Annotated in this window: 27 protein-coding genes and 1 tRNA gene; 27 read left to right on the forward strand and 1 reads right to left on the reverse strand. The window is 38.4% G+C overall.

All coding sequences use genetic code 11. The features are described from left to right. The first annotated feature begins 119 nt into the window (after positions 1 to 119). The 10 genes from COS96_01880 to COS96_01925 all read left to right on the forward strand — a co-directional run bounded on the left by COS96_01880 (position 120) and on the right by COS96_01925 (position 7,555). Positions 120 to 191 (forward strand) — tRNA-Thr (locus tag COS96_01880). A 571-nt stretch (positions 192 to 762) separates the two neighbouring features. Continuing rightward, positions 763 to 1,815 carry a peptide chain release factor 2 gene (locus tag COS96_01885; GenBank protein PIU43866.1) on the forward strand — a complete coding sequence of 351 codons (1,053 nt, stop codon included), beginning with the start codon at positions 763 to 765 and terminating at the stop codon, positions 1,813 to 1,815. A gap of 2 nt (positions 1,816 to 1,817) precedes the next feature. Continuing rightward, entirely contained in the window at positions 1,818 to 2,513 is a 696-nt protein-coding gene (locus COS96_01890; protein ID PIU43867.1) for a cell division ATP-binding protein FtsE, read from the forward strand. A gap of 23 nt (positions 2,514 to 2,536) precedes the next feature. Continuing rightward, the gene (locus tag COS96_01895) at positions 2,537 to 3,445 is read left to right on the forward strand and encodes a hypothetical protein (GenBank protein PIU43868.1); all 909 of its coding nucleotides are present in this window, start codon (positions 2,537 to 2,539) and stop codon (positions 3,443 to 3,445) included. A gap of 17 nt (positions 3,446 to 3,462) precedes the next feature. Next, complete coding sequence (locus COS96_01900) at positions 3,463 to 3,915, forward strand: transcription elongation factor GreA (GenBank protein PIU43869.1); 453 nt, start codon at positions 3,463 to 3,465, stop codon at positions 3,913 to 3,915. 12 nt (positions 3,916 to 3,927) lie between these two features. Further along, positions 3,928 to 4,674: a hypothetical protein gene (locus COS96_01905; protein PIU43870.1), complete on the forward strand. Its 747-nt coding sequence runs from the start codon at positions 3,928 to 3,930 to the stop codon at positions 4,672 to 4,674. 120 nt (positions 4,675 to 4,794) lie between these two features. Beyond that, positions 4,795 to 5,931 carry an AAA family ATPase gene (locus COS96_01910; protein ID PIU43871.1) on the forward strand — a complete coding sequence of 379 codons (1,137 nt, stop codon included), beginning with the start codon at positions 4,795 to 4,797 and terminating at the stop codon, positions 5,929 to 5,931. 39 nt (positions 5,932 to 5,970) lie between these two features. Further along, a complete protein-coding gene (locus tag COS96_01915) occupies positions 5,971 to 6,648 on the forward strand; it encodes a metal-dependent hydrolase (protein ID PIU43872.1) in 678 nt (225 codons plus the stop codon). A gap of 93 nt (positions 6,649 to 6,741) precedes the next feature. After that, on the forward strand, positions 6,742 to 6,990 hold the full coding sequence (locus tag COS96_01920) for a hypothetical protein (protein ID PIU43873.1): 249 nt from the start codon (positions 6,742 to 6,744) through the stop codon (positions 6,988 to 6,990). Positions 6,991 to 7,015: 25 nt separating this feature from the next. After that, complete coding sequence (locus COS96_01925) at positions 7,016 to 7,555, forward strand: hypothetical protein (GenBank protein ID PIU43874.1); 540 nt, start codon at positions 7,016 to 7,018, stop codon at positions 7,553 to 7,555. A 72-nt stretch (positions 7,556 to 7,627) separates the two neighbouring features. Here the strand turns inward: COS96_01925 and pyk are convergent, their stop codons facing one another. Then, positions 7,628 to 9,034: a pyruvate kinase gene (gene pyk, locus COS96_01930; protein PIU43875.1), complete on the reverse strand. Its 1,407-nt coding sequence runs from the start codon at positions 9,032 to 9,034 to the stop codon at positions 7,628 to 7,630. A gap of 202 nt (positions 9,035 to 9,236) precedes the next feature. On the opposite strand from pyk, the gene COS96_01935 reads away from it, so the two are divergent. From COS96_01935 to COS96_02015, 17 genes are all read left to right on the forward strand, one after another. Continuing rightward, entirely contained in the window at positions 9,237 to 10,703 is a 1,467-nt protein-coding gene (locus COS96_01935; GenBank protein PIU43876.1) for a hypothetical protein, read from the forward strand. A 10-nt stretch (positions 10,704 to 10,713) separates the two neighbouring features. Next, positions 10,714 to 11,595, forward strand: a complete 882-nt coding sequence (locus COS96_01940; protein ID PIU43877.1) for an NAD(P)H-hydrate dehydratase — start codon at positions 10,714 to 10,716, stop codon at positions 11,593 to 11,595. Between the two features lie 252 nt (positions 11,596 to 11,847). After that, entirely contained in the window at positions 11,848 to 12,063 is a 216-nt protein-coding gene (locus COS96_01945) for an antitoxin (protein ID PIU43878.1), read from the forward strand. Positions 12,064 to 12,066: 3 nt separating this feature from the next. Further along, entirely contained in the window at positions 12,067 to 12,426 is a 360-nt protein-coding gene (locus COS96_01950) for a hypothetical protein (protein PIU43879.1), read from the forward strand. Between the two features lie 76 nt (positions 12,427 to 12,502). After that, the gene (locus COS96_01955; GenBank protein ID PIU43880.1) at positions 12,503 to 13,423 is read left to right on the forward strand and encodes a thioredoxin-disulfide reductase; all 921 of its coding nucleotides are present in this window, start codon (positions 12,503 to 12,505) and stop codon (positions 13,421 to 13,423) included. Continuing rightward, positions 13,413 to 14,669 carry a phosphopyruvate hydratase gene (locus COS96_01960; GenBank protein ID PIU43881.1) on the forward strand — a complete coding sequence of 419 codons (1,257 nt, stop codon included), beginning with the start codon at positions 13,413 to 13,415 and terminating at the stop codon, positions 14,667 to 14,669. Before COS96_01955 ends, COS96_01960 begins: the two co-directional genes overlap by 11 nt. A 93-nt stretch (positions 14,670 to 14,762) precedes the next feature. Further along, positions 14,763 to 15,455 (forward strand): hypothetical protein, encoded by a 693-nt coding sequence (locus COS96_01965; protein ID PIU43882.1) that lies wholly within the window; start codon positions 14,763 to 14,765, stop codon positions 15,453 to 15,455. A gap of 82 nt (positions 15,456 to 15,537) precedes the next feature. Beyond that, positions 15,538 to 16,758 (forward strand): phosphoglycerate mutase, encoded by a 1,221-nt coding sequence (locus tag COS96_01970; GenBank protein PIU43883.1) that lies wholly within the window; start codon positions 15,538 to 15,540, stop codon positions 16,756 to 16,758. A gap of 36 nt (positions 16,759 to 16,794) precedes the next feature. Continuing rightward, positions 16,795 to 17,865 (forward strand): hypothetical protein, encoded by a 1,071-nt coding sequence (locus COS96_01975; GenBank protein ID PIU43884.1) that lies wholly within the window; start codon positions 16,795 to 16,797, stop codon positions 17,863 to 17,865. Between the two features lie 31 nt (positions 17,866 to 17,896). Next, positions 17,897 to 18,133 (forward strand): NrdH-redoxin, encoded by a 237-nt coding sequence (locus tag COS96_01980; protein ID PIU43885.1) that lies wholly within the window; start codon positions 17,897 to 17,899, stop codon positions 18,131 to 18,133. Between the two features lie 6 nt (positions 18,134 to 18,139). After that, positions 18,140 to 19,153 carry a type I glyceraldehyde-3-phosphate dehydrogenase gene (gap, locus tag COS96_01985; protein ID PIU43886.1) on the forward strand — a complete coding sequence of 338 codons (1,014 nt, stop codon included), beginning with the start codon at positions 18,140 to 18,142 and terminating at the stop codon, positions 19,151 to 19,153. A 7-nt stretch (positions 19,154 to 19,160) separates the two neighbouring features. Then, the gene (locus COS96_01990) at positions 19,161 to 20,033 is read left to right on the forward strand and encodes a hypothetical protein (protein PIU43905.1); all 873 of its coding nucleotides are present in this window, start codon (positions 19,161 to 19,163) and stop codon (positions 20,031 to 20,033) included. A 42-nt stretch (positions 20,034 to 20,075) separates the two neighbouring features. After that, positions 20,076 to 22,079: an acetate--CoA ligase gene (acs, locus tag COS96_01995; protein ID PIU43887.1), complete on the forward strand. Its 2,004-nt coding sequence runs from the start codon at positions 20,076 to 20,078 to the stop codon at positions 22,077 to 22,079. A 77-nt stretch (positions 22,080 to 22,156) separates the two neighbouring features. Next, positions 22,157 to 22,747: a hypothetical protein gene (locus COS96_02000; GenBank protein PIU43888.1), complete on the forward strand. Its 591-nt coding sequence runs from the start codon at positions 22,157 to 22,159 to the stop codon at positions 22,745 to 22,747. Positions 22,748 to 23,050: 303 nt separating this feature from the next. Continuing rightward, positions 23,051 to 23,308, forward strand: a complete 258-nt coding sequence (locus tag COS96_02005) for a HicB family protein (protein ID PIU43889.1) — start codon at positions 23,051 to 23,053, stop codon at positions 23,306 to 23,308. After that, entirely contained in the window at positions 23,295 to 23,516 is a 222-nt protein-coding gene (locus tag COS96_02010) for a type II toxin-antitoxin system HicA family toxin (GenBank protein PIU43890.1), read from the forward strand. The genes COS96_02005 and COS96_02010 overlap by 14 nt, the downstream gene beginning before the upstream one ends. A 13-nt stretch (positions 23,517 to 23,529) precedes the next feature. Then, positions 23,530 to 25,917, forward strand: coding sequence for a phosphoenolpyruvate synthase (locus COS96_02015; GenBank protein ID PIU43891.1), 2,388 nt, complete (start codon positions 23,530 to 23,532; stop codon positions 25,915 to 25,917). Positions 25,918 to 25,937: the final 20 nt, after the last annotated feature.

Genomic DNA, 25,937 nt, shown 5'->3' on the forward strand with positions numbered 1-25,937 from the left:
AAAGAGTATTTTGCTTGGCGGCGAACGTTAGCGAGCAGTGGCGGGGCGGCTTCCTTTGTTCAGGAATTTTTGATAAAGTAGGTTCGAGCGCAGTCATATAGATACTCAGCAAAAAATATGCCGGAGTAACTCAGCGGTAGAGTAGCTGTTTCGTAAATAGCAAGTCGCGAGTTCAAATCTCGCCTCCGGCTCACCTTTAAGGCGCCGATAAGCGCTAATATTAAGCTGATTTCCGCAGATATGCGTAGCGGATAATCCGAAAGGAGCTTGGCTCCCTTTTATTTGCTTAGAAAATTGACATTGATATGGTTGTGCGGTATTATTTCTGTATGTAAATCTACGCTACCCTACGCGCTCTTTTAAATTTTAAACGGCCTTAATATTCGGAATGTCCGGAATGGTCAGAATAAATTAAAAAGAGAAAGATGAAGGTAAAAATATAAAAATTAAAAATATAAAATATAAAAATAAAAATCTAAAAAAATGAACGCACGGGTAATGATTGCAAGAAGGAGAAAAAGAATTAAAGGAAAAACAGAAACAGGAGGGGGTTGCGGATGGACAGGGCTTCTTAAAAAAGATCCAAACAGACGTCATCTTCGTGCCTGAACAAACCCCTTGGAGAACCATTCTTTTATCGGCTCTTCTTTTTTTGCTTTAAGTTTTGCGGAAAAAATGATAAGCTGTATTTATATTAAGGTATGGAAAATTTGAAAGAAAAACAAGAGAAACAGGAAGAGCTGCAAAAAAGAATCCTCGCGCTTGAGGACTGTCTTTGACGTTGAGAAAAAGAAAAACATGATAATTGAGATGGAAAAAGAAACCCTGTCTCCTAATTTTTGGGAGAGAAGGGAGGACGCAGTCAGGATCAGTCAGGAATTATCCCAGTTGAAAGAGGATGTGGCGGAAATGAATTGCCTGAAAGAGGATTTTGAGATAATAAGGGACTTAGGCGAAGAATTAGAGCTGGAAAAATTGGAAAAGAGAATAAAAGAAAAAGAAAAAATGCTTTTTCTTTCCGGAAAGTATGACAAGGGCAACGCCTTCCTGACTATTTATTCCGGGGCAGGCGGACAGGATGCGCAGGATTGGGTGGCTATTCTGTTGAGAATGTATGAAAAATATTGTTCCCGCAAGAATTTTAAAGTAAAGATTTTGGATCAGGCCTTCGGAGAAGGAGGCGGGCCGGAAGGAAGAATTGGAGTAAAGCAAGTTTCTTTAGAAATTATCGGTCCATACGCCTACGGTCTTTTAAGAGGAGAAATGGGAGTTCATAGGTTGGTCAGGATTTCTCCTTTTTCTTCTAAATCTTTAAGGCACACCTCATTTACTTTAGTGGAGGTTTTGCCCGAAGTGAAGGAAGCGGGAGATATGATTGTTCCTCCGGATGATTTGAGAGTTGATCTTTATCGTTCTTCAGGGCCGGGCGGGCAGAATGTCAATAAAAGAGAGACAGCAGTCAGAATAACTCATTTGCCGACAGGAATTGTTGTCGCCTGCCAATCAGAAAGGTTGCAGGGTTCAAACAAACAGAAAGCGCTGGAAATTCTTTATTCAAAACTTTATGAATTGAATAAAGATAACAAAAAAAAGGAGATGTCTGAAATAAAGGGAGGAAGGATTTCAGCTGAATGGGGAAGCCAGATAAGATCTTATGTCGTTCATCCTTATAAAATGGTAAAAGATTTAAGGACGGATGTTGAGACTTCCGATGTGGATAAAATTTTAGACGGGGGACTTGATGATTTCATTGAAGCGGAACTTAAATTACCTGCCCGCAATGCTGAATATAGCGATGCAGGCGGGAAAAGCTAAAAATGATAACATTTGAATCAGTAACAAAAGTTTATTCTTCTAAAAAATGCAAGGAGCCGATGAAGGCTTTGGACAATGTTTCTTTTGAGATAAAACCTAAGGAATTTGTTTCCATCGTCGGCAGGTCGGGTTCAGGGAAGACAACTTTATTGAAAATTATTCTGGCCGAGGAGAAGCCGACAGAGGGGGCGGTTTTTTTTGAAGGTTGCAATATCCATAAGCTGAAAATGAAAGGCCTTCCTTTCTATAGGAGAAAGATAGGCGCTATTTTTCAGGATTACAAGCTCCTTTGCTCTAAAACGGTTTATGAAAATATCGCTTTCGTGATGCAGGTTACCGGAGCCGGCGACGTGGAAATAAAAAAAGACGTTCCTAAGGTTTTGGAAATAGTCGGCTTAGCGGAAAAGTCCAACAACTATCCGGCTGAACTTTCCGGAGGAGAGAAGCAAAGAGTGGCCATTGCCAGAGCCTTGATTCATCGTCCGGAGGTAATTCTGGCCGATGAGCCGACCGGCAATTTAGACCCTTACAATGTCTTGGAAATTATCAATCTTTTAGTTAAGATTCAGGAGATGGGTACGACCGTTATTTTAGCCTCTCATAATAAAGATGTAGTTAATTCCATCGGGAAAAGGGTTATTACTTTAGAAAAAGGAAAAATAATAAGAGACGAAGAAAACGGAAGATTCATTCTATAATTTTTTTAATTTTTTAAATTTTTATGTTTGTTGCGATTAAGAGGGCTTTAAAAACAGGGTGGAAAAGTTTTTGTTGGAACATCGGCTCAACCATAGCCACTATTTTTGTTTTGACGATAACTCTTCTTATTTTCAGCTCTATATTTTTGATGAAAGATGTGAGCGATTTTATGATTTCAAAAGTTCAGGAAAAAGTTGATGTCTCTGTTTATTTTTTGGAAACAACGGATGATAAAAGTATTTCAAAGTTCAAGGAAGAAGTTTTGAAAATAAAAGAGATAAAAGAGATAAATTATGTTTCCAAGGAGCAGGTTCTGGCTGATTTTGAGGAGAGGCATAAAGGCGACCCTATTCTGATGAGCGCTTTGGAGGAAGTGGGAGGCAATCCTTTCTCTTCAGTCCTGAATATCAAGGCTGAAGAAATGGACCAGTATGAATCAATAAAAAATTCTTTGGAGAAAATTCCTTCCGAAGCCGTTGTTAAAAAAATAGATTATTTCCAGAGGAAGCCGATGATTGAAAGGATTGTCAATTTGACTAAGGCGGCAAGCAACGTCGGCATCAGTCTTTCAGTTGCTTTGGCGCTGATATCGGTTTTAGTGACCTTCAGCACAATCAGGCTGGCGATCTATAACAATAGAGAGGAAATAAAGATACAAAGATTAGTCGGCGCTTCCAATTGGTTTGTCAGGGGTTCTTTCTTGGCCGAAGGAGCTCTCTGCGGTTTCTTGGCGGCCGTCATTTGTTTATCCATAGTTGCTTTGCTTTCGTGGCTTCTTTCGCCTAAGATTGAATATTTCTTTTCCGGTTTGAATATTTATGAATTTTTTTGTCAAAAAATATGTTCATTGGCTTTAATTCAAATTTCCATCGGAGTAGGATTAGGGATAATTTCAGCTTTTATCGCCACCAGGAAACATTTAAAAATATGAAAATAAAATAATAAAATATGACTAAATATCTGACCAAAGAGGGTTTGGAAAAATTAAAAAAGGAATTGGATTATCTGAAAAACATTAAAAGAAAAGAAGTGTCCGCGGCCATTAAATATGCCGCTGATTTTGGCGACTTAAAAGAGAACGCCGCTTATGACGAAGCTAAAGACGCTCAAGGATTTGTGGAGGGCAAAATTTTGGAACTGGAGAGAGCCGTCGCCCAAGCCCATGTTATTGAAGCGATAAATAACGGCAAAATTCAAATAGGCTCAATTGTTTCAATCCGTTCTGGAGAAAGAGAAGATAGATTTCATATTGTCGGCCAGGAAGAATCGGATATTATGCAGGGGAAAATTTCGTATCAATCTCCTCTGGGGTCAGCTCTTATGGGCAAGACTGAAGGAGAAAAGGTTATCATTAAAATTGCGGAAAACAAGACTGAATATAAAATAATTAAAGTTGAATAATTTTTCAGGAAAATGAAAATTAATCTGCTGATTATAGGTTTTGCTACGGGATTTATAAGTTCTTTTTTGGGTATCGGCGGAGGGGTTTTTCTTGTTCCGGCCTTGGAGTATTTTTGGGGCTATAATTTTGAAAGAGCCATCGGCGCTTCCTTGGCCATAATAGCTCCGATTGTTTTGGCCGGATTGCTGTTCCATTTTTTGATAGAAGCCGAGAATATTAAGCTGGTGTTTGCCGCTTTTGCCGTTCTTGGTTCAATTATCGGAGCTAAGATCGGCGCTAATCTGGCTAACAAAATAGAGGACGGATTGCTGGCAAAAATTTTCTCTTTTGTTTTTGTTTTAGCCGGATTGAAGCTGACGGGAATAATTTGTTTTCCCATAGAACAAATTTTCAGTGAAAATATTTATCCGCTTCTGATTGTCTTAGGGCTGGCCGCCGGAATAATATCAGCTCTTTTCGGCATAGGAGAGGGACTGATAATTGTTCCGGGTTTAAGCCTTTTTTTCGGCTTTTCAATGCAGGAAGCCATAGCTACTTCTTTGGCTGTGATATTTCCAACGACATTAGCCGGGGCGCTGTTTCATCATAAATTTAATAATATAGAAATGGATGTTGTGAAGAATTTGATTCCCGCGGCTTTAGCCGGAGCTTTTTTCGGCGCGCTTTGCGTCAATATCATCCCTTCTCTTTTCGTAGAAAAGATTTTCGGAATTTTCATGATTCTTTATTCAATTAAAACCTTTTTAAGAAAAAATTAATGTCAATTTTGACCAAAAAGATAAGCTGGCCAATTGTAATTTTAATCTCCCTTTTCTTGAGCGCCCTCCTTCTCTTTTTAGAAGTCCATTTTATTTAAAAAATGAAAAATTAGAAAAACTATGGAGCCGTTGGCGTCTAAAATAAGGCCGAAAAATTTAAGCGAATTTGTCGGCCAAAAACATCTGACAGGAGAGGGAAAGCCCCTCAATGTTGCTATTAAAAACAAGCATCTGTTTTCTTTTATTCTTTGGGGCCCGCCGGGAGTGGGAAAAACAACTTTGGCGAAAATATACGCTAACGCTTTAGACGCCTGCCTTTACGAACTTTCTGCCGTTTCAGCCGGAAAAGCTGATATAAGAAAAATAATCAGCGAAGATACAGGAGATAAGCCGAAGATATTATTTCTTGATGAAATCCATCGTTTTAATAAAGCCCAGCAAGATTTTCTTTTACCTTTCGTTGAAACGGGGAAAATTACTTTAGTTGGCGCGACTACGGAGAATCCGAGTTTTGAAGTTATCTCCGCCTTGCTTTCCCGTTGCCGGGTTTTTGTTTTAAACGAACTTTCAAAAGAGGAAATGGCAGGAATAATTAAAATGACCGGTTTTAAGCTTAATAAGGAAGCTGAAGAATGGTTGATAGCTATGGCTAATGGCGACGCTCGGCAGGCGATTACGATGCTGGAAAATGCCTCTGAATTATATGGGAAGATTACAAAGGAAACGTTGAAAGACACTCTTCAGTCAAAATTTTTACGTTACGACAAACAGGGAGAAGAACATCATAATACCATCAGCGCTTTTATTAAAAGCATGAGGGCCGGACAGCCTGATGCCGCCTTGTATTATCTGGCCAGAATGATAACTTCCGGCGAAGACCCTAAATTTATCGCCAGAAGAATGGTTATTTTTGCCAGTGAAGATATCGGCTTGGTTCAGCCGACGGCTTTAGTGGTGGCCAATGCGGTTTTTCGGGCAGTGGAAATAATCGGCCTGCCGGAATGCGGAATAAATTTAGCCACAGGGGTTGTTTATTTGTCCACCTGTAAAAAAGACAGAAGCGCTTACGACGCTTATCTTTTGGCGATGGAAGATGCGGAGGCCTACGGGAATCTTCCGGTTCCTTTGAAGATAAGAAATGCTCCGACAAAGCTGATGAAGAATTTGGATTATGGCAAGGGTTATGAGCCGTATTCAAAAGAAGATTTCTTGCCCGACGAGATCAAAGGCAAAAAATATTTCCTCCCTAAGGCTTGACGAGACTTTATCTTTTTGCTGAAATAGAGTTATACGGAGATTCAATACCTCGGACATTCATCATTTCTAATAGGTGATTTATTGATAGACCCTTTCTCGGAAGGAGAATTTTACTTTAAAGATGAACAGGAGGATGCAAAATGTAAAATTATCTGCATTTCTCATGACACTCATTTGGAAGAGGTTTTTGAATTGGCGAGGATCAATGACGCTGTAATTGTGGCCGTAGAACAGATCGCTAAAATAGCTTTAACTAATGGATTAAAATCAGAAGAAATGAATATAGGGGGATGGATAAGAATAAGAAATTGGAAAATAAAAATGGTGGAGGCTGTTCATTCTTCAGGGACAGGGCATTCAGTCGGATTTATACTGGAGGATATGGATTCAAACACAAAGATTTATCATTCCGGCAATACCGGTTTGTTTGGGGATATGAAATTAATCGGAGAAGAGGATATTGATATCGCTATGCTTCCGATAGGAGACAGATATACGATGGGGATAAAAGACGCTTTAAGGGCAGTCGATTTTATTAAGCCGAAAGTTGTGGTTCCTATGCATTACAATACATTTCCCGCTATCGGAGCTGACCCGGAAGGTTTTGCTAAAATGTGCCACGCTAAAGTTGAGATTTTTAACATCGGAGAAATAAAAAATTATAGCGTAGGTAAAAAATCGTTCGTCCCTTTTACAGGAAAAGACAACCTCGCCTAAAAATATTAAAATAGCGTTTGAGAACAACGGAGGAGAACAACGGAGGACGGGCCTCCGTTGTAAAATTATCTCAAATATACTAATATTGTAAATATGGCAAACATCTATCTTCAAAAGCAATTAGAATACTTTAAGGCGCGTCAAAAAGAACTCGTAGAAAAATACGAAGGGAAATTTCTTGTCATCAATGGCCAGAAAGTCCATGGCGTTTATGATACAGAAATAGAAGCATATGCTGACGCTAAAAAGAAATTTGAATTAGGCAATTTTTTAATCCAACAATGTCTATCCGGTCAAGAAAGCTATACCCAAACCTTTCATTCTCGGGTTGCGCTTTCTTGATTTCATGTAGCATCATGCATTTACCATCCGACATAACGGACAAGTAAGAGTATTGTTTACTAAAGTGAATGTGTCTTTGCCGATTACCCCAGAAGAAGCGCAAACACAAAAAGTTGAACTCAAAGAGTATATTGCGATTTGGGATACAGGGGCAACGCACTCTGCTATAACGAAAAAGGTTGTAGATGATTTAAAATTGCAACCTACGGGAATGCGGGAGACGAGGCACGCTGGAGGAAAATCTTCGAATAATACATATCTCGTTAATATCGCATTACCTAATAATGTGATGGTACATCATGTGCGAGTGACAGAAATCCAGCTTATTCCAGATGATAATGCATCGGACGATGAGCAACCCCAGCTTTTGATAGGAATGGATATAATTGGACTTGGTGATTTTGCTGTTACTAATGTTAACAGCAGAACTACTTTTTCATTCAGGATTCCAGCGGTTGAGGAGATAGATTTTATACCGGATGCTCAAGAGAATAATGTGATGGAAAGCGGCAATAGGCAAGAGTGGCGCGCTTTTCAAGCGAATAAAAGGAAAGGGCTGATTTAAAAAGTTATTACTGCCAAAATTTTTATATTAGAAGCTTTGGAAAATAAGCTTCCTTTTTTTGTTTAAAATCCGTTAGTTGATTTTGGCGATGGCCAGGGAGTTATTAATCTCTATTCTTTTCCAGTTGCCTCCGTGAATTATCAGAACATTCTCTCCGACTTTAACCAATCCTTGTTTTTTTAATTCATTTAGGATGGGGAGCGGGCTTCTGAAAGCTCCTGTTGGAAATTTTACAAAAAAACTTGTTACTCCATACAGCAAAGCTGAAAACTCGGCGGTTTTTTTATTGTTGGTTATGGCAATCACCGGTATGCTTGGCCTTAAGCTGGATAGGGCTCTGACTGAATACCCGGTGGAAGTGAAAACAAGAGCTTTCGTTATATTGAAGTCTTTATGATTTTCAATTATTTCCATGCCTGCTTCAGAAATCAATTCCACAAAGCTGTTGGGCTTAGGAGCTAATCTTAAAGAGGGGCATTCTTTTTCATTGAAATCCAATATTCGGGACATTGTCTCAATTGTCTTGATCGGATATTTTCCGGCGGCGGTTTCTTCGGAAAGCATTACTGCGTCGGTGCCGTTGAAAACAGCATTGGCGACATCCGTCGCCTCCGCTCTTGACGGGCTGGGATTATCAATCATTGACATAAGCATTTGGGTGGCGACGATAACCGGTTTTCTTTTTTCCCGGCATTTGGAAATGATGGATTTTTGCCAGTAAGCGATCTGCTCAATTGGTATCTCAACTCCGAGGTCTCCTCTGGCTATCATTATTGCGTCAGCCGATTCAATGATTTCTTCTATATTGTTCAGAGCTTCTTTATTTTCTATTTTAGCGACGATTTGAGCTGTTATTTTTCTTTTCTTCATTTCCTTCCTTAGGAATTCAACGTCCTCCTTTGTTCTGCAGAAAGAAAGGGCGATAAAGTCAATTTTAACTCTGGCCGCCATATCCAGTTTTTTCAGGTCGTCGTTGATAAGGGAAGGCAAGCCTGTCTTTTTCCCGGGGAAATTGACGCCTTTCCTGTTTTTTATAATTCCGTCTCCGAGGGCTCGGGCGTATAAAAATCCGTTTTTCTTTTCAATCACTTCAAATTCAAAAAACCCATTATCTATTGAGAAAAGGTCTTTCGGTTTCAGCATTTTTAAAATATTGGAGTGGGGAATGACTATTTTTATTTCCGGAGAGGAAAAAGATTTCCCGAAAATTAAGGACTCGTTTTTTTTGAAAATTACAGCCTCTTTGTTTTTTGTGAAAATTCTGACTTCAGGTCCCTGGAGGTCTATCATGATGCCGACAGGGATTTCCAGAGAATCTGATATCTCTTGGACTATTTTTATTTTTTCATTATGCCATTCAACGGTAGAATGTTTCATATTGAAGCGAAAAACATTCACGCCGGCTTTTATAAGAGCGGCTATGTCTTTAGGGCTTTCCGAAACTGGCCCTATTGTAGCAATAATTTTCGTCTTTTTCATAGATATTTGTTTAGGATTATACTAGGATTATAATAGGATTATACAAGGATATATTATAGCATCATTCAGGAGATTGACGAACAAAATATGTCCGGGAAGGACGCCCTGCAGGCGCGCCCTGCAGATTTGTCTATGAAATCAGCGGATTTGACTGGGGATGTTTGAAAGTGTAAAATGAAAATATCAGATTAAATTTACTTCTATGGCGCTGAAGAAGAAAAAAACGAAAAAAATAAATAAAAAAACAAAACCAATCTTCGCTAAGGCGATGACCAAGAAAAGGCCCGCCCTTATTAAGGTTGTAGAGGCGCAGCCGATTGACGAGAAAGGAGATTTTCTGAAGAAGGTCAAAATAAGGATAATCGGCATCGGCGGAGGCGGAGGGACAATTGTTTCAGAAATTGTTCCTAAGGTTGAAAAGGTGAGTTTTGTTATTGCCAATACCGATCGCCAGGCGCTGAAAGTGGCCAGTAATAAAGCTATTCATTTCCAATTCGGAGAGAGTTTAACAAGGGGTTTGGGGACAGGCATGAACGCCGGACTAGGAGAGGAAGTGGCTCTGCAGGAAAAGGATAAAATAGAAAAATTATTGCAGGGACAGGATTTGTGCATAATTATTTCTTGTTTGGGCGGAGGCGCCGGTTCAGGCGCAGCTTCTGTCTTTGCCCAAATTTCTAAAAATTTAGGGAACTTAACTTACGGAATATTTACTTTGCCTTTTAAATTTGAAGGAGAGAGAAAAATGGAAATTGCCAAAGAAGCCTTGAAGAAAATAAAACCGAAATTGAACGCCATTTCAATTATTCCTAACGAAAGAATTTTCCAAATTATTGACAGAAACACTCCCTTAAAGTCAGCTTTATCGGCAATAAATGAAAAATTAGCCGATAACTTGGAAGATCTCGTGGAAATTATTTATGAACCGGGGCTTATTAATATTGATTTTGCCGATTTGAGAACTGCTTTAAGCGGAGATAGGGGAAAGTTGACTTATTTGAATACAATTAAGATTAAAAGAAGCGAGAACGCTGTTCAGGAGGCGATTGAGAAAGTTTTAAATTCTCCGCTCTATTCCTACGGAATTAAAGGGGCTAAGGGAGTTTTGCTTAATATCGCCGGAGAAGATAATTTAAGCATAGAAGAGGTTAATCAAATTTCAGAAACAGTTTCCTGTCTTTTGAATAAAGATGCGAAAATTGTTTTCGGGATTTCTCAAGGGAAAAAATATGCTGACGCTATAAAAACAACTTTGCTTGCCGTCGGTTGCGGGGCAAAAATTTTCTCTGAAGAAAAGGAGGCTAAGAATGACAATGAGGAGGGAAAACCGAAGAAAATACAGAAAATAAAAAAAAGAAAAATTAAAAGAAAAATTAAAACAGAAAAAGCAAAAGTTCCCAGAAAAAAGAATATTTCTAAGAAAAAAAAGAAGAGAGTTTCTCAAGAGAAAGCTACGGATAAAAAAGAAGAAAAAACAGAAGGTATTCAAAATCCGGTTGAGGTAAGCGAGGAGGGGAAATACCCGCCCGTTCAGGAATCAAAGCCTATGGAGATCAGCAGGAAAAATGCTCTTCAAATGAGAAAAGATGCTGAAGATGAAGAAAAAGAAATGATAGAAAAGGAAGAATTTTGGGAAACGCCGGCTTTTTTAAGAAGTAAAAACATCAAATAATTTTAAACATATGGAAGAAGAAATAAAAGAAATATTAAAGGGAATTTATAAAGAAAGGCCAAAAGGGACATATTTCAGAAAATATGATTTTGGTATGGTTTTGGTTATCGGCGGAGGTAATTTTTATTCAGGGTCGCCGGCTTTATCGGCTATGGCAGCTTTGGAAACCGGAGCGGATATGACCAGGATCATTGCTCCAAAGAGAGCGGCTGATATTATCGCCGGTTTCTCGCCTGACTTGGCCGCTTACCCCTTGAAAGGGGATTATATTTCCAAATGCCATTTGACTGACTTGATTTCAATGACTGAATCAGCCAAGGCTGTGTCAAGAGGAAACTTGTCAGTGGTCATCGGCGGAGGCATGGGCAGATCGCCGGAAACACAGGAAACAATCCTTGAATACATTTCAAAAGTTGACGTTCCGATGGTTATTGATGCTGACGCCATTTACGCCCTGAACAGCAAGCCGGAAGGAGTTAAATTAATAGCTGGAAAAGATTTTTTGATCACGCCTCATAAGTACGAGTTTTTTGTATTAACAGGAAAAGATATTGAAGGTATTTCCCATGCCGATAAAGTGGAAGTTGTCAGGGAAGAAGCCGGTCGTCTCAAAACCAACATACTTCTCAAGGAAAGTCCGGATATAATTTCCAACGGGAAAGATGTTCTTTTGAATAAAGTCGGCAGTCCCTATATGAGCGTTGGCGGAACAGGAGATTCTTTAGCCGGAATTTGTGGCGCTTTGATGGCTAGAAGAATAAATCCTTTCAAGGCTGCTCAAATTGCTACTTATATCAATGGCCGAGCCGGAGAAATCGCAGCTGAACGCAGAAAAGACAGCTTGAAAGCGACTGACGTCATATCCACCATCAACCAAGCCATCTTCTCGTAATTTTCAATTTTTAATTTTCAATGAATTTTCAATTTTCCAATTTTCAAAAAATAATATCAATGCCAATTGGGATTTTGATTTTTTCAGGGATTTTTTTAATGACGAATTGTGTTTATGCGGGCATGGATCATGGCTTGACGTGCCGGATATTAATTCCATAGAAGAACCAAAAATCCTCGATCAAATAATTTCCACTTTTAAGTTTTTGAAGTAAAAATTGAATTTTGGTGAAAAATTTGATAATATTAAAATATGAATCGAATCGCATATAATAAGAAAATACTTGGTGGCAAACCTATTATTAAGGGAACAAGGATTTCCATTGAATTTATATTGGAACTTTTAGCATCGGGAATGGAACCGGAGCAAATTATAAAAGAATATCCTTCCCTTAAAAAGCAAGATATTTTAGCTGTTCTTGAGTATGCAGCCATAACCGTAAAAAGAGAAGAGTTTATCTTCGCTTAATTTATGGGTATTATGAAATTTTTAGCTGATGAAAATATAGCGCCTCGCGTAGTTTTAGTTTTAAGGGAAAACGGGTTTAATGTAACGAGTATTTGCGAAGAGAAATTTTCCGGCGCTTCAGATGAAAAAATTCTTAAATTAGCTCAAAAACAAAAGAGGATTATTCTAACCCACGATAAAGATTTCGGCGATTTAATCCACCAACCATTTCAGCCTCCTTGTGGGGTAATCTTATTAAGATTGAGAAATCAATCGCCGGACAGCGTTATAAATCATTTAATTCCTTTTTTAGGGAAAATTGGTCTGGAAAAAATTAAAAACAGGCTAGTTATCCTATGTGAAGGAAAGATAAGAATAATCTAAAACAACATGAGGCCAGATGCTTTCTACGTTTAAATTTATTAAAAATTAAAAATTAAAAATTAAAAATTTTACGAATATGTACGATATTATAATTATTGGGGGAGGGCCGGCGGGAATAAACGCCGGAATATACGCAGCCAGATACAGATTAAAAACGCTTTTGATAACGGAAAATTTCGGCGGACAGATAGTCTGGAAATCAGTTGATATAGAAAATTATCTCGGTTTTGGAAAAATTTCCAGTCCGGATTTAATTAAGAAATTCAGAGAACATCTGAAGAATTTTGAAGTAGAAATTATGGAAGGCGATTCAGTAATAGGTGTTTCTAAGGGGGAAGCAGGGTTCCTTGTTAAAACGAAGAGCGGAAAGGATTTTGAAGGGAAAACAGCTATCGTCGCTTCAGGGGCAAGTCCTCGTCATTTGAATGTCGCCGGAGAAAAAGAATTTATCGGCAGAGGCGTGAGTTATTGCGCTACTTGCGATGCTGCTATGTTCAAAAATAAATCTGTTGCCGTAATCGGCGGAGGCAATGCCGGATTTGAAGCGGCTTTAGCTTTAAGCAAGTGGGCTGACAAAATCTATATTTTGGAATTCGCTCCGACAATGCCGGCTGATGAAGCCAATAAATCAATGGCTGCTGAAACCGGGAAAATAGAGTTGATTGCCGGCGTCGCCTTGAAAGAAATTAAAGGAGCTCAATTTGTAAGTTCCATAAATTACGAAGACAGGGTTTCCAAGGAAATTAAAAGCCTTAACGTAGAAGGAGTTTTTATTGAAATAGGGCATCAGCCGGCTAATGTTTTTGTTAAGGACTTGGTTGAATTCAATGAAAAAAGCGAGATAAAAGTTGACGATAATTTTATGTCTAAAACGCCGGGTTTTTTTGCCGCCGGGGACGTTAACAATACAAAATACAAGCAGATTATAGTCGCCGCCAGCGAGGGCGCTCAGGCGGCCTTATCGGCCTACGAATACCTCAGAACATATGGAAAATAATAAAATTAAATCAATAAGGGCGAGAGAAATTTTGGATTCAAGGGGAAATCCGACAGTTGAAGTTGAATTGAAAACCAAGCTCGGCTGTTTTTACGCTTCGGTTCCGTCGGGCGCGTCAACAGGGGAATGCGAGGCAGTTGAATTAAGGGACGGCGGAGAAAGATATGGCGGGAAAGGAGTTTTGAAAGCTCTAAAAAACATCAACGAAATTATTGCCCCTAAACTTAAAGGGAAAAGCGTTTTAGAACAGAAAAAAATAGATGATATAATGATTAAGCTGGATGGCACGGAGAATAAATCAAAATTAGGCGCTAATGCTATTTTGCCGGTTTCAATGGCGGTTTGCCGAGCCGGCGCTGCCACAAGCAACATTCCCCTGTATAAATATATCAACAAAATTCAAAATTCAAAATTCAAAATTCAAAATTTCAGAGCGCCTTCTCCTTGTTTTAATATCATTAATGGAGGAGCGCATTCCAGCAGCAATCTGGATATTCAGGAATTTATGATCATTCCTCAGGGGAATAATTTTGCGGAAAATCTTCAAATTTCAACGGAAATTTATCATAATTTGGAATCTATTTTTGAGAAAAAATTTGGCGCCGGGTCCGTGAGTCTGGGAGACGAGGGAGGGTTCAGTTCAATGACCCTTGGCGTTGAAGATGCTCTGGATATTATAATGAAGGCTGTAAATCACAAGAAATACGGAGAAAAAATAAAATTGGGCCTGGATTGCGCCGCCAATCATTTTAAAAAGAAAAATTCCAGCCAATACTTTTTGGAAAATAGAGAGCTTTCATCAGAAAGTTTAATGAATTTTTATCAGGATCTTGTTGATGAATATCCGATTATATTTTTGGAAGATCCATTTGCCGAAAAAGACTTTAACGGTTTCAAGGAAATTCAGCGGCTATTGAGAGAAAAAATATTGATTATCGGCGATGATTTGATATGCACTAATCCTAAAATGATCAGAAAAGCGAAAGAAGAGAATTTATGCAATGGGATGATTGTAAAAATGAATCAAATAGGAACAATTTCAGAAACATTAGAGGCAGCGGCCTTGGCTAAGTCGTTCAGCTGGAAACTCATCACTTCTCACCGGTCAGGCGACACCTGCGATGATTTTATCGCTGATTTAGCAGTGGGAATTGGTAGCGACTTTATAAAATCCGGCGCTCCGGCCCGCGGTGAACGCGTGGCAAAATACAATCGCTTGTTGAAAATCGAGCAAGAACTTAATTAGTTTTTTGTAAAATAAAATGACAATTATTGACGAAATTGTTATTGAAGTCATATTGTTGATGTCAGACGTCAATATAAAATTTTCATATAAATCATGCCCTACAGAAAAGAACAGTTTATCAATGAAGAGATTTATCATATTGTTATAAGGGGAATTGACGAAAACTTAATTTTTAAGAATATAGACGATTATTATCGCGGCATTTTTTCCATATACGAATTTAATACAATAAAACAGGTAACTATAAGGGAGCGTCGCAGTATTCGCGCTAAAATAAAAGCCGAAATGAAAACTAACAGAGACCCGATCTCTGTAACCGATTCGAGGGAAAAATTAGTGGAGATTTTATGTTTTTGCTTTATGCCAAACCACATGCATTTGCTTTTAAGGCAAATTAAAGACAATGGCATTAGTAAATTCATGGCCAAATTTGGTATTGGATACGGAGGATATTTTAATAGGAAATATAGCAGAAAGGGGTATGTTTTTCAGCAAAGATTTTTCGCTGTTCGTGTAAAAACCCAAAAACAATTTGAAACAGTTTTTGTTTATATCCATGCCAATCCAGTATCATTAATTGAGCCGAAATGGAAAGAAAAGGGAATCAAAAATCCAAGAAAGGTAATTAATTTTTTAGAAAATTATAAATGGTCAAGCTATCAAGACTATGTTGGTAAAAAGAATTTTCCTTCCGTTACGGATAGAGAATTTATGTCAAAGACCATGGGTGATGAGGAGGGATGTAGAGAAATTATTAAAAATTGGATAGAATATAAAGAAGAATAATTACAGAGATCGGGTCTCTGTAGGGTCTTTGTACGATGGGCGGAAATTAGAAATCGGAAATTAGAAATTAAAAGGTTTTTTTATGAAAATAATATTGATACTTATTGATGGTTTAGGAGATGAACCGATTCCCGCTTTGGGGAACAAGACTCCGCTTGAGGTGGCTGAAACGCCGAATTTGGATTTTATGGCAAAAAACGGCCGATGTGGTTTGGTTAAGACATTTAGATTTCCGGAAGAAAATGAGCCGACTTCAGAGGGAGCGCACATTGCTTTGTTTGGTTACGAAGATAACTTTCTCGGCAGGGGCGCTTACGAAGCAATGGGTATTGGGATTAAATTAAAAAAGACAGATGTTGCCTTAAGGGTGAATTTCGCTTTTGTTTTTCAGGAAGAAGAAAGCGGGCTAACTATCGTTGACCGAAGGGCCGGTCGGATAGAAAAAACCCAGCCACTGATTAAAGCTCTTTCCGGAATTAAAATTCAAGGGATAACATTCTTACTGAAAAAGGCCTTTGGACACAGGGCAGTTTTAGTAATGAGGGGAAAAGGTTTGTCGAAAAATATTTCCGACGGCGATTCTCATGCGGAAAATGGCCTTGTAAAAAATATTCTTCCCTTAGACGATTCGAAAGAGGCGAAATTTACAGCCGAGGTTTTGAATCAATTCCTTGCCCAGTCCCATCAGATTCTGGAAAATAGCGTTTTTAATAAAAAAAGGGGAAAGAACGGACTTTTGCCGGCCAATTTTCTTTTGATTAGAAGAGCCGGACAGATTGGGGACATTGTAAGTTTTAAGAATAAATATGGATTGAGGTCAGGTTTTGTCGCAGGAGGAGGACTTTATAAGGGCATGGCAAGGATTTTAGGAATGAAGGAAATAAAGGTTAAAGGCGCCACCGGATTTTATAATACCAATCTTAAAGGAAAAATTTCAGCCGTTAAGAAAAATATTAATAATTTTAATTTCATTTTTTGCCATATAAAAGCGACTGATACTTTCGCTCACGACGGAGATTTTCAAGGAAAAAAAGATTTTATAGAAAAGATAGATAAAAATTTGAAACCGCTTTTGAATTTAAAGAATACTTTAATTGTTGTCACCGGAGATCATTCTACCTGTTCTTTAGAGAAAGATCATTGCTGTTTGCCTGTTCCAATTTTTGTTTATGGCGAAGAAAAAGATTTGATAAATAAGTTTTCAGAGAGAGATTGCTTGAAGGGGAGTCTGGGGACAATTAAGCAGGAAGATTTTATGCAAATTATTTTGAATTATGCTAAAATAAACAATAATAAACAATAATCAATAAACAATAACTAATAACTAATAAAAAATATGATGTTGAAGATGCCGTCAAAAAAAATACTTGTTTTATCGGCCGTACATGTTGTTGCGATTATCGTTATCGCCGTAATTTCCATAGGAGGAGCTTATTTGTATTTGGACAAAAATAAAAAAATTGACCATCGTGGAGAGACTATGATTTCCGGACAGGAAGCGGCCGGGAAAGCAGTCAGTTTTATTAAAGAAACCTATTTTAAAGTTGACGGAGTGGATGTCTCCTTAGTTAGTGTTTCCGAAGACGGGGATTTATATAAATTCAAATTTGAAGTAAAACAAGGAGAACAGAAGCAGGAATACGATTCTTATGTAAGCAAGGACGGGAAGTTTGTTTTTCCCGAGAGAATTGATTTGGTTGAGGCAACCGCTATGGGCGCCATGGAAGATATTGAAAAGAAGGACAAGCCGGAAGTTAAACTTTTCGTAATGGCTTATTGTCCTTATGGGTTGCAGGCGCAAAAAGCGCTCTTACCGGTTATGGGTTTATTGAAAGATAAGGCGGACATAGGCGTATATTTTGTTGACTACATCATGCATGAAAAAAAAGAAATTGATGAGAACTTGAGGCAGTATTGCATCCAGAAAGATCAAAAAGATAAATACATTAATTATTTGAGCTGTTTTACCACTTCGGCCAGTGGCGACTATAAAGGGTGTCTTTCTAAAGCCGGAATTGATGAAGCGAAAATGAAATCTTGCATTTCAGAGACTGATTCAGCTTATAAGGTTACCGCAAATTATAACGATAAAAAAACATGGTCAAATGGGCAATTCCCGACATTTAATGTTCAAAAAGATCTTAATGATGAATATGAAATTGGCGGTTCTCCGTCCTTAGTTATAAATGACACCGTTATAGTTTCCGACCAGAAATCTTGTCCGCAGAATGGGGCAAAATGCATAGTTGCTAACATAAGCAGAACCCCTGAAGAATTTAAAAAAGCTGTCTGCGCGACCTTTGCTTCTTCTCCTTCGGAATGTTCGACGACATTATCCGCTGATGAGGTTGCGCCGGGATTCGGTTCTGCGACAGGAGCAGGATCTTCAAACGGCGACTGCGGCCAATAAATAAAAATATAAAAATCTAAAAACATAAAAAATGACGACAAAAGTTTATTCAACTCCGATGTGCCCATACTGCGAAACCCTCAAAATGTTCTTAAGGGACAATGGTATTGAATTTGAAGCAATTGATGTTTCTAAAGATGATAAGGCCAGAGAAGAAATGGTTGAAAAAACAGGGCAAATGGGAGTTCCTGTAATCAGTATTGATGAGCAATTTATAGTCGGGTTTAATAGAGCAAAAATAGTTGAGCTATTAGGCATTAAAGATTGATAATCTATGATAAAAATTGCTATTAATGGTTTTGGGAGAATAGGCAGGGCAACAGCTAAAATTATTTTAGATAATTACCCCGCTCTTGATTTGGCTGTAATTAATGACCTTACTGATAATAAAACATTAGCTCATCTGCTGAAATATGATTCTGTCTATGGTATTTATTCTAAGGAAGTGGATTTCTCAAAAGAAGGCATATCTGTCAAGGGAAAAAATGTAAAAATTACAGCCGAGTCAGATCCGGAAAAGCTTCCATGGAAAAAAGAGAAAATAGATATTGTTTTGGAATGCACGGGCAGATTTATTGATTACGAAGGAGCAAAGAAACATCTGATTGCCGGCGCTAAGAAGGTTATTATTTCCGCCCCATCAAAATCCCCTGAAATTAATTCTTTTATATTGGGAGTAAACGAAGAAAAATTTGATTCTAAAAAAGATGAAATTGTTGATATGGGTTCCTGCACCACTAATTGTTTGGCTCCTATCGCTAAAATTTTAGACGAAGAATTCGGGATTGAAAGAGGTTTTATAACCACTGTTCATAGCTATACCAATGATCAAAGAATATTGGATTTGCCTCATGAGGATTTAAGGCGGGCAAGGGCGGCCGGTTTGAATATAATACCGACCACCACCGGAGCGGCCAAAGCAATAGGCAAGGTTTTGCCTAATTTAAAAGGAAAATTAGACGGAATTGCTTTAAGAGTTCCTACTCCGACCGTTTCAGTTCTGGATTTGATTTGTCAGGTAAAAAAAGGGACCACAATTAGCGAGGTTAATGATATTTTTAAGAAATATTCTCAACAAAAAGAACTTAAGGAGATATTGGCAGTCGAAAATATTCCCTTGGTTTCTTCGGATTATATAGGTAATTCATTTTCGTCTATAATCGATTCGGAATTGATGATGGCTAACGAAAATCTTATCAAGGTTGTCGCTTGGTATGATAATGAGTGGGGATATTCCTGTCGTTTGGCCGGATTTTCCGATTATATAGCGAAGAAATTAAGAAATTAAAAAAAATATGTTAAGTAAAGGGAAAGGTTTCACTATAATTGAACTTTTAGTCGTCATTGCCATCATCGGTTGCTTGTCCAGCATTGTTTTGGTTACCATGTCCGGCCAGAGGGAAAAGGGGAGAATTGCCGGCGCCTTGAAATTTAGCGATGGACTTATATATGGTCTTGGCGATGGCCTTGTCGGCAACTGGGATTTTAATGGGAATGTTGGCACTCTTGCTCCTCCCACTACTTTCTATGACTCTTCTGGCTATGGAAATAATTGTTCTATCTCTGGTCTCACGTATCTTACTCGAGAAAATAATGACATTCCTTGCTCTAATTGTAAATTAGGTCAATCATTGACTTTTCCTGATCTGAATCCGACAATTGATTGCCGGAGTGGCGTAAGTATGGATATTTCTTCCGCCGTTACAGTTGAAGCGTGGATAAAGTCTACGAGCAATACTGGCAGTATCATTGTTAAGGGAAGTGGCACTGCGATAAATTATGGCATGGATATTGGTAACGGCGGAAATAACGGGAAATTGAGATTTTTTGGTTATGCGTCGGGGGGGGGGATAAAAGGAATATCTTCTGCAGGCGGTACCAAAATTAATGATGGAAAATGGCACCATATCGCAGGAACTTTTAATGGCGACAAGGATTGGGTCATTTATGTTGACGGGAATAGCAATCAAACAAAAACAGAAGTGGCAAAAGTGACATTGGCAGTAACTACACAATCGTTGCAAATAGGAGCAGTCCAAGGGCTGGCACCATATTTTGTAGGCTCCATTGACGAAGTTAGGATTTATTCAAAATCGCTTACGGCCATGGAAATACAACAGCATTATGCCGAGGGAGCAGGAAGACATCAATTGGCCGAAGCCAATTGATGCTTCAATTTTCAATTTTCAATTTTTAATTTTTAATTTACAATGATGGTTAAAAAGGAAGATTCATTTTATCCGGGCAAGGAGTTTCAAAAAAGGGCTTGGGTAAAAAATAAATCCATTTATAAGGAAGCGGAAAAAAGTCCGATTAAATTTTGGGAGAAATTAGCCAAAGAACTTTTTTGGTTTAAGAAATGGAAGAAGGCATTTACTCACGACCCGAAGAAATTAAAGTTTCAATGGTTTTCCGGCGGAAAAATTAACATCACCGCTGATATTTTTGAAAACAATTTTCTCGGCTGGGATTCGGCTGAAAGCGGAATAAAAAACAAGCTGGCTTTGATTTGGGAACCGGAATCAACGGATGAGAAAGAGAGAAAATTTACCTATCAGGAATTATTTTCAGAAGTTAATCGTTTCGCCAACGCTCTTAAGAAAAGCGGGGTAAAGAAAGGCGATAGGGTGGGAATATACTTGCCGATGATTCCGGAGGCGGTGATTTCTATGCTTGCTTGCGCCAGAATAGGCGCTGTTCATGCTGTTGTTTTTTCCGCTTTTTCCGCAGAATCCTTAAGGGTTCGGCTTCAAGATACGAAAGCAAAAGTTTTAATTACTGTTGACGGTTATCATAGGAGAGGGAAAGTGGTTGACCTGAAGAAAAATGCTGATGAGGGAATTAAAGAGACAAGCATAGAAAAAATAATTATTTTCAAAAGAGCGGGGAATCCCGTTGACTGGAAGGATGGCAGGGATTTTTGGGCAAGCGAATTAACTAAGAATGAGAGCGATTATTGTAAACCGGCTATAATGGACGCTGAGGATTTGATGTTTATTCTTTACACCAGTGGCAGTACCGGCAAGCCAAAGGGTTGCGAGCATGTTTGTGGCGGTTATGCTGTTCAGTCATATTGGACAGGCAAATGGATATTTGATTTACATGGACCTGCCCGCAATGCTTCCGCCACAACTTCGCAGATGTTGGCGGATGCAGGCGGGGATGATATTTTTTGGTGCACAGCTGATATCGGCTGGGTGACAGGCCACACCTACGCCGTGTATTCTCCTTTGCTTAACGGAGCAACCTCTGTTATTTTTGAAGGCGCTCCTGATTGGCCGGGACCGGATAGGTGGGCTCAAATTATTGAGAAATACGGAATTACAGTTTTTTATACTGCGCCTACAGCTATCAGAATGTTTAAAAAGATGGGAGCGGAAATTATTAAAAAATACGGTTTTAAGACATTGCGGGTAATCGGTTCAGTAGGGGAACCCATAGATGATACGGCTTGGAATTGGTATTTTGAAGAAGTTGGGAGAGGCAACTGTCCTCTGGTTGATACTTGGTGGCAGACGGAAACAGGGGGAATTTTGATCAGCTCTCTGCCCGGAGTCGGCCCCTTCAAGCCGTCTTTTACCGGCCGACCTTTTCCCGGATTAAAATTTGATATTTTGGATGACAATGGAAAGCCTGTTAAAACTGGAAAAGAGGGGAATTTGGTTTTATTCCCGCCCTTTTCCCCTTCGCTGTTGAGGGGAATTTATAAGAATTTTAAAAAATATAAGGAAACTTATTGGAGTCAGTATGGAGGTAAAATATATGTTACTTCAGATACTGCTCTTAAAGATAAAAATGGTTTGATCAGAATAGTCGGCAGAGCCGATGACGTGATTAAAGTGGCCGGGCATAGGATTACTACCGGTGAAATGGAGGCTGTAATTAATCGCTGTCCAGAAATAGCCGAGTGCGCAGTGATAGGAGTTTTTGATGAAATAAAAGGTCAGGTTCCTGTAGTTTTTGCTGATATTAAGGGTGTGGAGAGAGATGTTGAAAAAATTAAGGAAGATATTGTCGTGCAAATACGGAAAGAAATAGGGCCAATAGCGCTACCTAAGCAGGTCTACTTGGTTGACGAATTGCCAAAAACCCGTTCAGGCAAAATTATGCGCAGGATTTTGAGAAAATTATTTACCGGAGAAGAATTAGGCGATTTATCCACTCTCTCAAATCCGGAAGCAGTAGAAGAAATCAGAAACCAAATAATTAAATAAGTTATTGTTTATATTACAGATACGCTTCGTATAAAAACGAGTTGTACGCAATGATTTTTTATATTTAACAAAATTATATGTTTAATTTTTTTAAAAAAGACGATAAAAAACCAAAAAAACTTTGGCAACAATTTAAAGGCAAGAAAAACACAGAGGATCTTTTAGTCGAAAAAGCAAAAGCTTTAGCTCCTGTTATTATTGGACTTTCGGTCACAGGGTCACAAAAACTTAAAAAGTACCACGAACTAAAAAACGTATCAGATGATAAGGTAAAAGAATTATCTTATGAATTGATACCATTTTGTATTCATTGCGCAGATAGAATAGCATTTCAATATTTTGAACCGGAACAGCGAAAAAAATTTATCATCGCACTTTTTACAGAAATAAGGGGGGATTTATCCAGTGTTTGCGAAAATAAAAATGATGCTATCCAGATTATGTCTACTTTTACAGATACATATTTTAATAGGCAGGAAGAATATAGTAAATATGAAATGTCTGTCGATAAAGATAATGGACATAAAAATGATTTATTTATGGGGTTCAGCATAAAAACCGCACATATGTTAGGCTACGAAATGGATATGAGAATAGTAATGTATATATTTATGACGGTTTCTTCTTCACTATCTGCCTTTCAGTTGCCAGAGCTTTTTCAAGAATAAAAAATTAAACTACTTAAGGTTGATAAGGAATTTGCATTGTACAACAGCGTACATGATTTCGCTCCCATTGGTCGCTCACCCATATTTTACTCCGCTACGCTTCGCAAAACATCAGATACACACGTACGTTAAGTGAAATACCCCTTTTTTGCGTTATCGCCAAATTGTTTTAAAAAATTATAAAATTTCTTTCTCATTAATTAAAAAGTTGCGCTGACTTTCATGTTGACGTCTGACGTCAACATTGCGCAAGGATATACTAAGAGAATTTGACATAATCTCTCATTTTGATAAATTTAAGGTATGTTCCAAGATTTTTTGACTTTTTATTTGAATAAAGCCAAATACGAGCTGATTGAAAACGGCAAGGTTTATTATGGGGAGATTTCCGAACTAAGAGGTGTTTGGGCAACAGGAAAAACTATCGAAGAATGCAGAAAGAATCTTTTAGAAATTATTGAAGGATGGGTAATTTTGAGATTGAGAAAAAATTTATCGATTCCAAATTTTAAGATTCCTTACAAGAAAATTTCTTTTAACAGGGTTTATGCCAAAGCTTAAACCAATTTCTTGGCGAGAATTAGTAAAATATCTGAAGGGGTTTGGTTTTGAGAGACCATATCAATCGGGGAAACATCCCTATATGGTTAATGGCGATCTAGTTTTAACCATTTCAAATCCTCACTCTAAGGATATCAGCCAAGATCTTCTTTCTAGAATTTTGAATCAAGCCGGAATCAGCAGAGAAGATTGGGAAATAAAGAAATAAATTTAAAAGAAATATGGAAAATCAAAAAGAACAAAAAAATATTTTGTGGTTTAGCGAGATATCTAAAAAAGATGGCGCTTTAGTCGGTGGGAAGAATGCTTCCTTGGGCGAAATGTTCAATCGGCTGATTGTCAAAAGGATAAGAGTGCCTAACGGCTTTTGTTTGACTTCAAAAGCTTATTGGTATTATTTGGACTCAAACGGAATTACCGGAAAAATAAAAGAGATTTTGGATAAATTCAATCCTAAGAGCATGGCCAGTTTGAAAAAAACAGGCGCCTCCATCCGGGCGTTGATATTGGGCGGTAAATTTCCGAAGGATTTAGAGGATGAAATAATTGAAAGTTATAAAAAATTATCCGGAGAATACGGAGAGAAAAATATGATCGTGGCTGTCCGTTCTTCAGCCACAGCCGAAGATTTGAAGGACGCCAGTTTTGCCGGCCAAATGGAATCATATTTAAATATTTCAGGGAAAGAAAGTCTGTTAAGAGCAATTAAAAATTGTACAGCTTCTTTATTTACTGACAGGGCCATAGCTTATCGCGAGGAAAAAGGCTTTGACCGTTTTAAGATAGCTTTATCAGCCGGAGTTTTAAAGATGATAAGATCTGATTTAGCTTCTGCCGGCATAATGTTCACATTGGACACAGAAACAGGATTTAGAAATGTTGTCTCCATAAACTCAATCTGGGGAGCGGGAGAGATGATCGTTAAGGGAAAAATAACTCCGGATCAATTTTACGTCTTCAAACCGACCCTTCAGCAGGCTCAAGGCTACAAGCCAATTATCTCCAGAAATTTAGGAAGAAAAGATAAGAAATATATATTTGCGGAACAGGGATTGAAAGAAGTGAAGGTTTCCAAAGAAGACGAGATGAGATTTTCCGTTTCCGATGAGGATATTTTAACTTTGGCCAAATGGGCCATGCTGATAGAAGAGCATTACAATTTCCCTCAAGATATTGAATGGGCTAAGGATGGGAAAACAGGAGAGCTTTTTATAGTTCAGTCCCGGCCGGAAACAATTCATTCTCTGGAGAAAAAAAATTCTTACGAAGAATATAAAATAAGCCAGATCAAAGAGCCGATTTTGAACGGCATTGCTATTGGAAGTAAAATAGGGGAAGGAAGGGTTAGGGTAATTTCCGACGTTTCCAAAATAGGAGAATTTAAAAGAGGAGAGGTTTTGGTTACAAAAATGACTGACCCTGATTGGTGTCCTATCTTTCCTTTGGCATCAGCCATAATTACCGAAGAGGGCGGAGCCACTTGCCATGCCGCTATTGTCTCCAGGGAGATGGGCATTCCGGCAATGGTTGGAGTAAAGGGCGCCCTTAAAGCTTTGAAAACAGGGCAGACGGTTACGGTTGATTGCACCAGTAGCCGGGCCGGAAAAATATTTTTAGGGAAAATTCCTTATACGGTTAAAAAATATGACCTTGATAAATTGCCTCAATTGGAAACGAAAATAATGATAAATATCGGCTCACCTGATTTGGCGTTTAAATATTCTTCTTTGCCGAACGAGGGCGTGGGATTGGCAAGGGAGGAGTTTATCATCGCTGAAAAAATAAAAATTCATCCTTTAGCGCTCTATCATTTTAAAGAATTAAAGGATAAGAAGGCGAAGAAAATTATTGAAGAAATCACGGCTGGATATAAAGATAAGAAAAAATATTTTATTGATAAATTAGCTGAAGGCGTTTCTCAAATCGCAGCCGCTTTTTATCCGAAAACAGTCATTGTCAGGTTTTCCGATTTTAAAACCAATGAATATAAAAATTTAATCGGCGGAGAAATTTTTGAAAGAACCGATGAATCAAATCCAATGATGGGTTTCAGGGGCGCTTGCCGTTATATAGATAAGAACTATCAGCCGGCCTTTGAGATGGAATGCCAAGCGATTAAGAAAGCCAGAGAAGAGTTCGGATTGAAAAACATCACAGTGATGGTCCCTTTCTGCCGGACGCTTGAGGAGGGCAAGGCGGTCGTGGGATTAATTGAGAAGTTCGGCCTTGAAAGAGGGAAAGACGGTTTACAAGTCATTATGATGTGCGAGATTCCTTCCAATGTTATTTTGGCCGAGGAATTTTTAGAAATTTTTGACGGAATGTCCATCGGCTCCAATGATCTGACTCAATTGACTCTGGGATTGGACAGGGACAATAGCGGACTTGCCCATATTGGAGATGAAAGGAATGAAGCGGTAAAAAGAATGATTGAGAGGGTAATTAAGGTCTGTATCTCCAAGAACAAGTATTGCGGGATTTGCGGAGACGCCCCTTCTTCTTTTCTGGATTTTGCCGATTTTTTAATAGAGAATAAAATTTCCTCCATCTCTCTTTCTCCTGACGCAGTCATCAAAACCATAATTTCTCTCTCTAAGAAGAATAATTAGGGAATTTATGGTAAAATTAA

It is taken from the genome of Candidatus Nealsonbacteria bacterium CG07_land_8_20_14_0_80_39_13, from assembly GCA_002779355.1.
Classification (GTDB): domain Bacteria; phylum Patescibacteriota; class Minisyncoccia; order Minisyncoccales.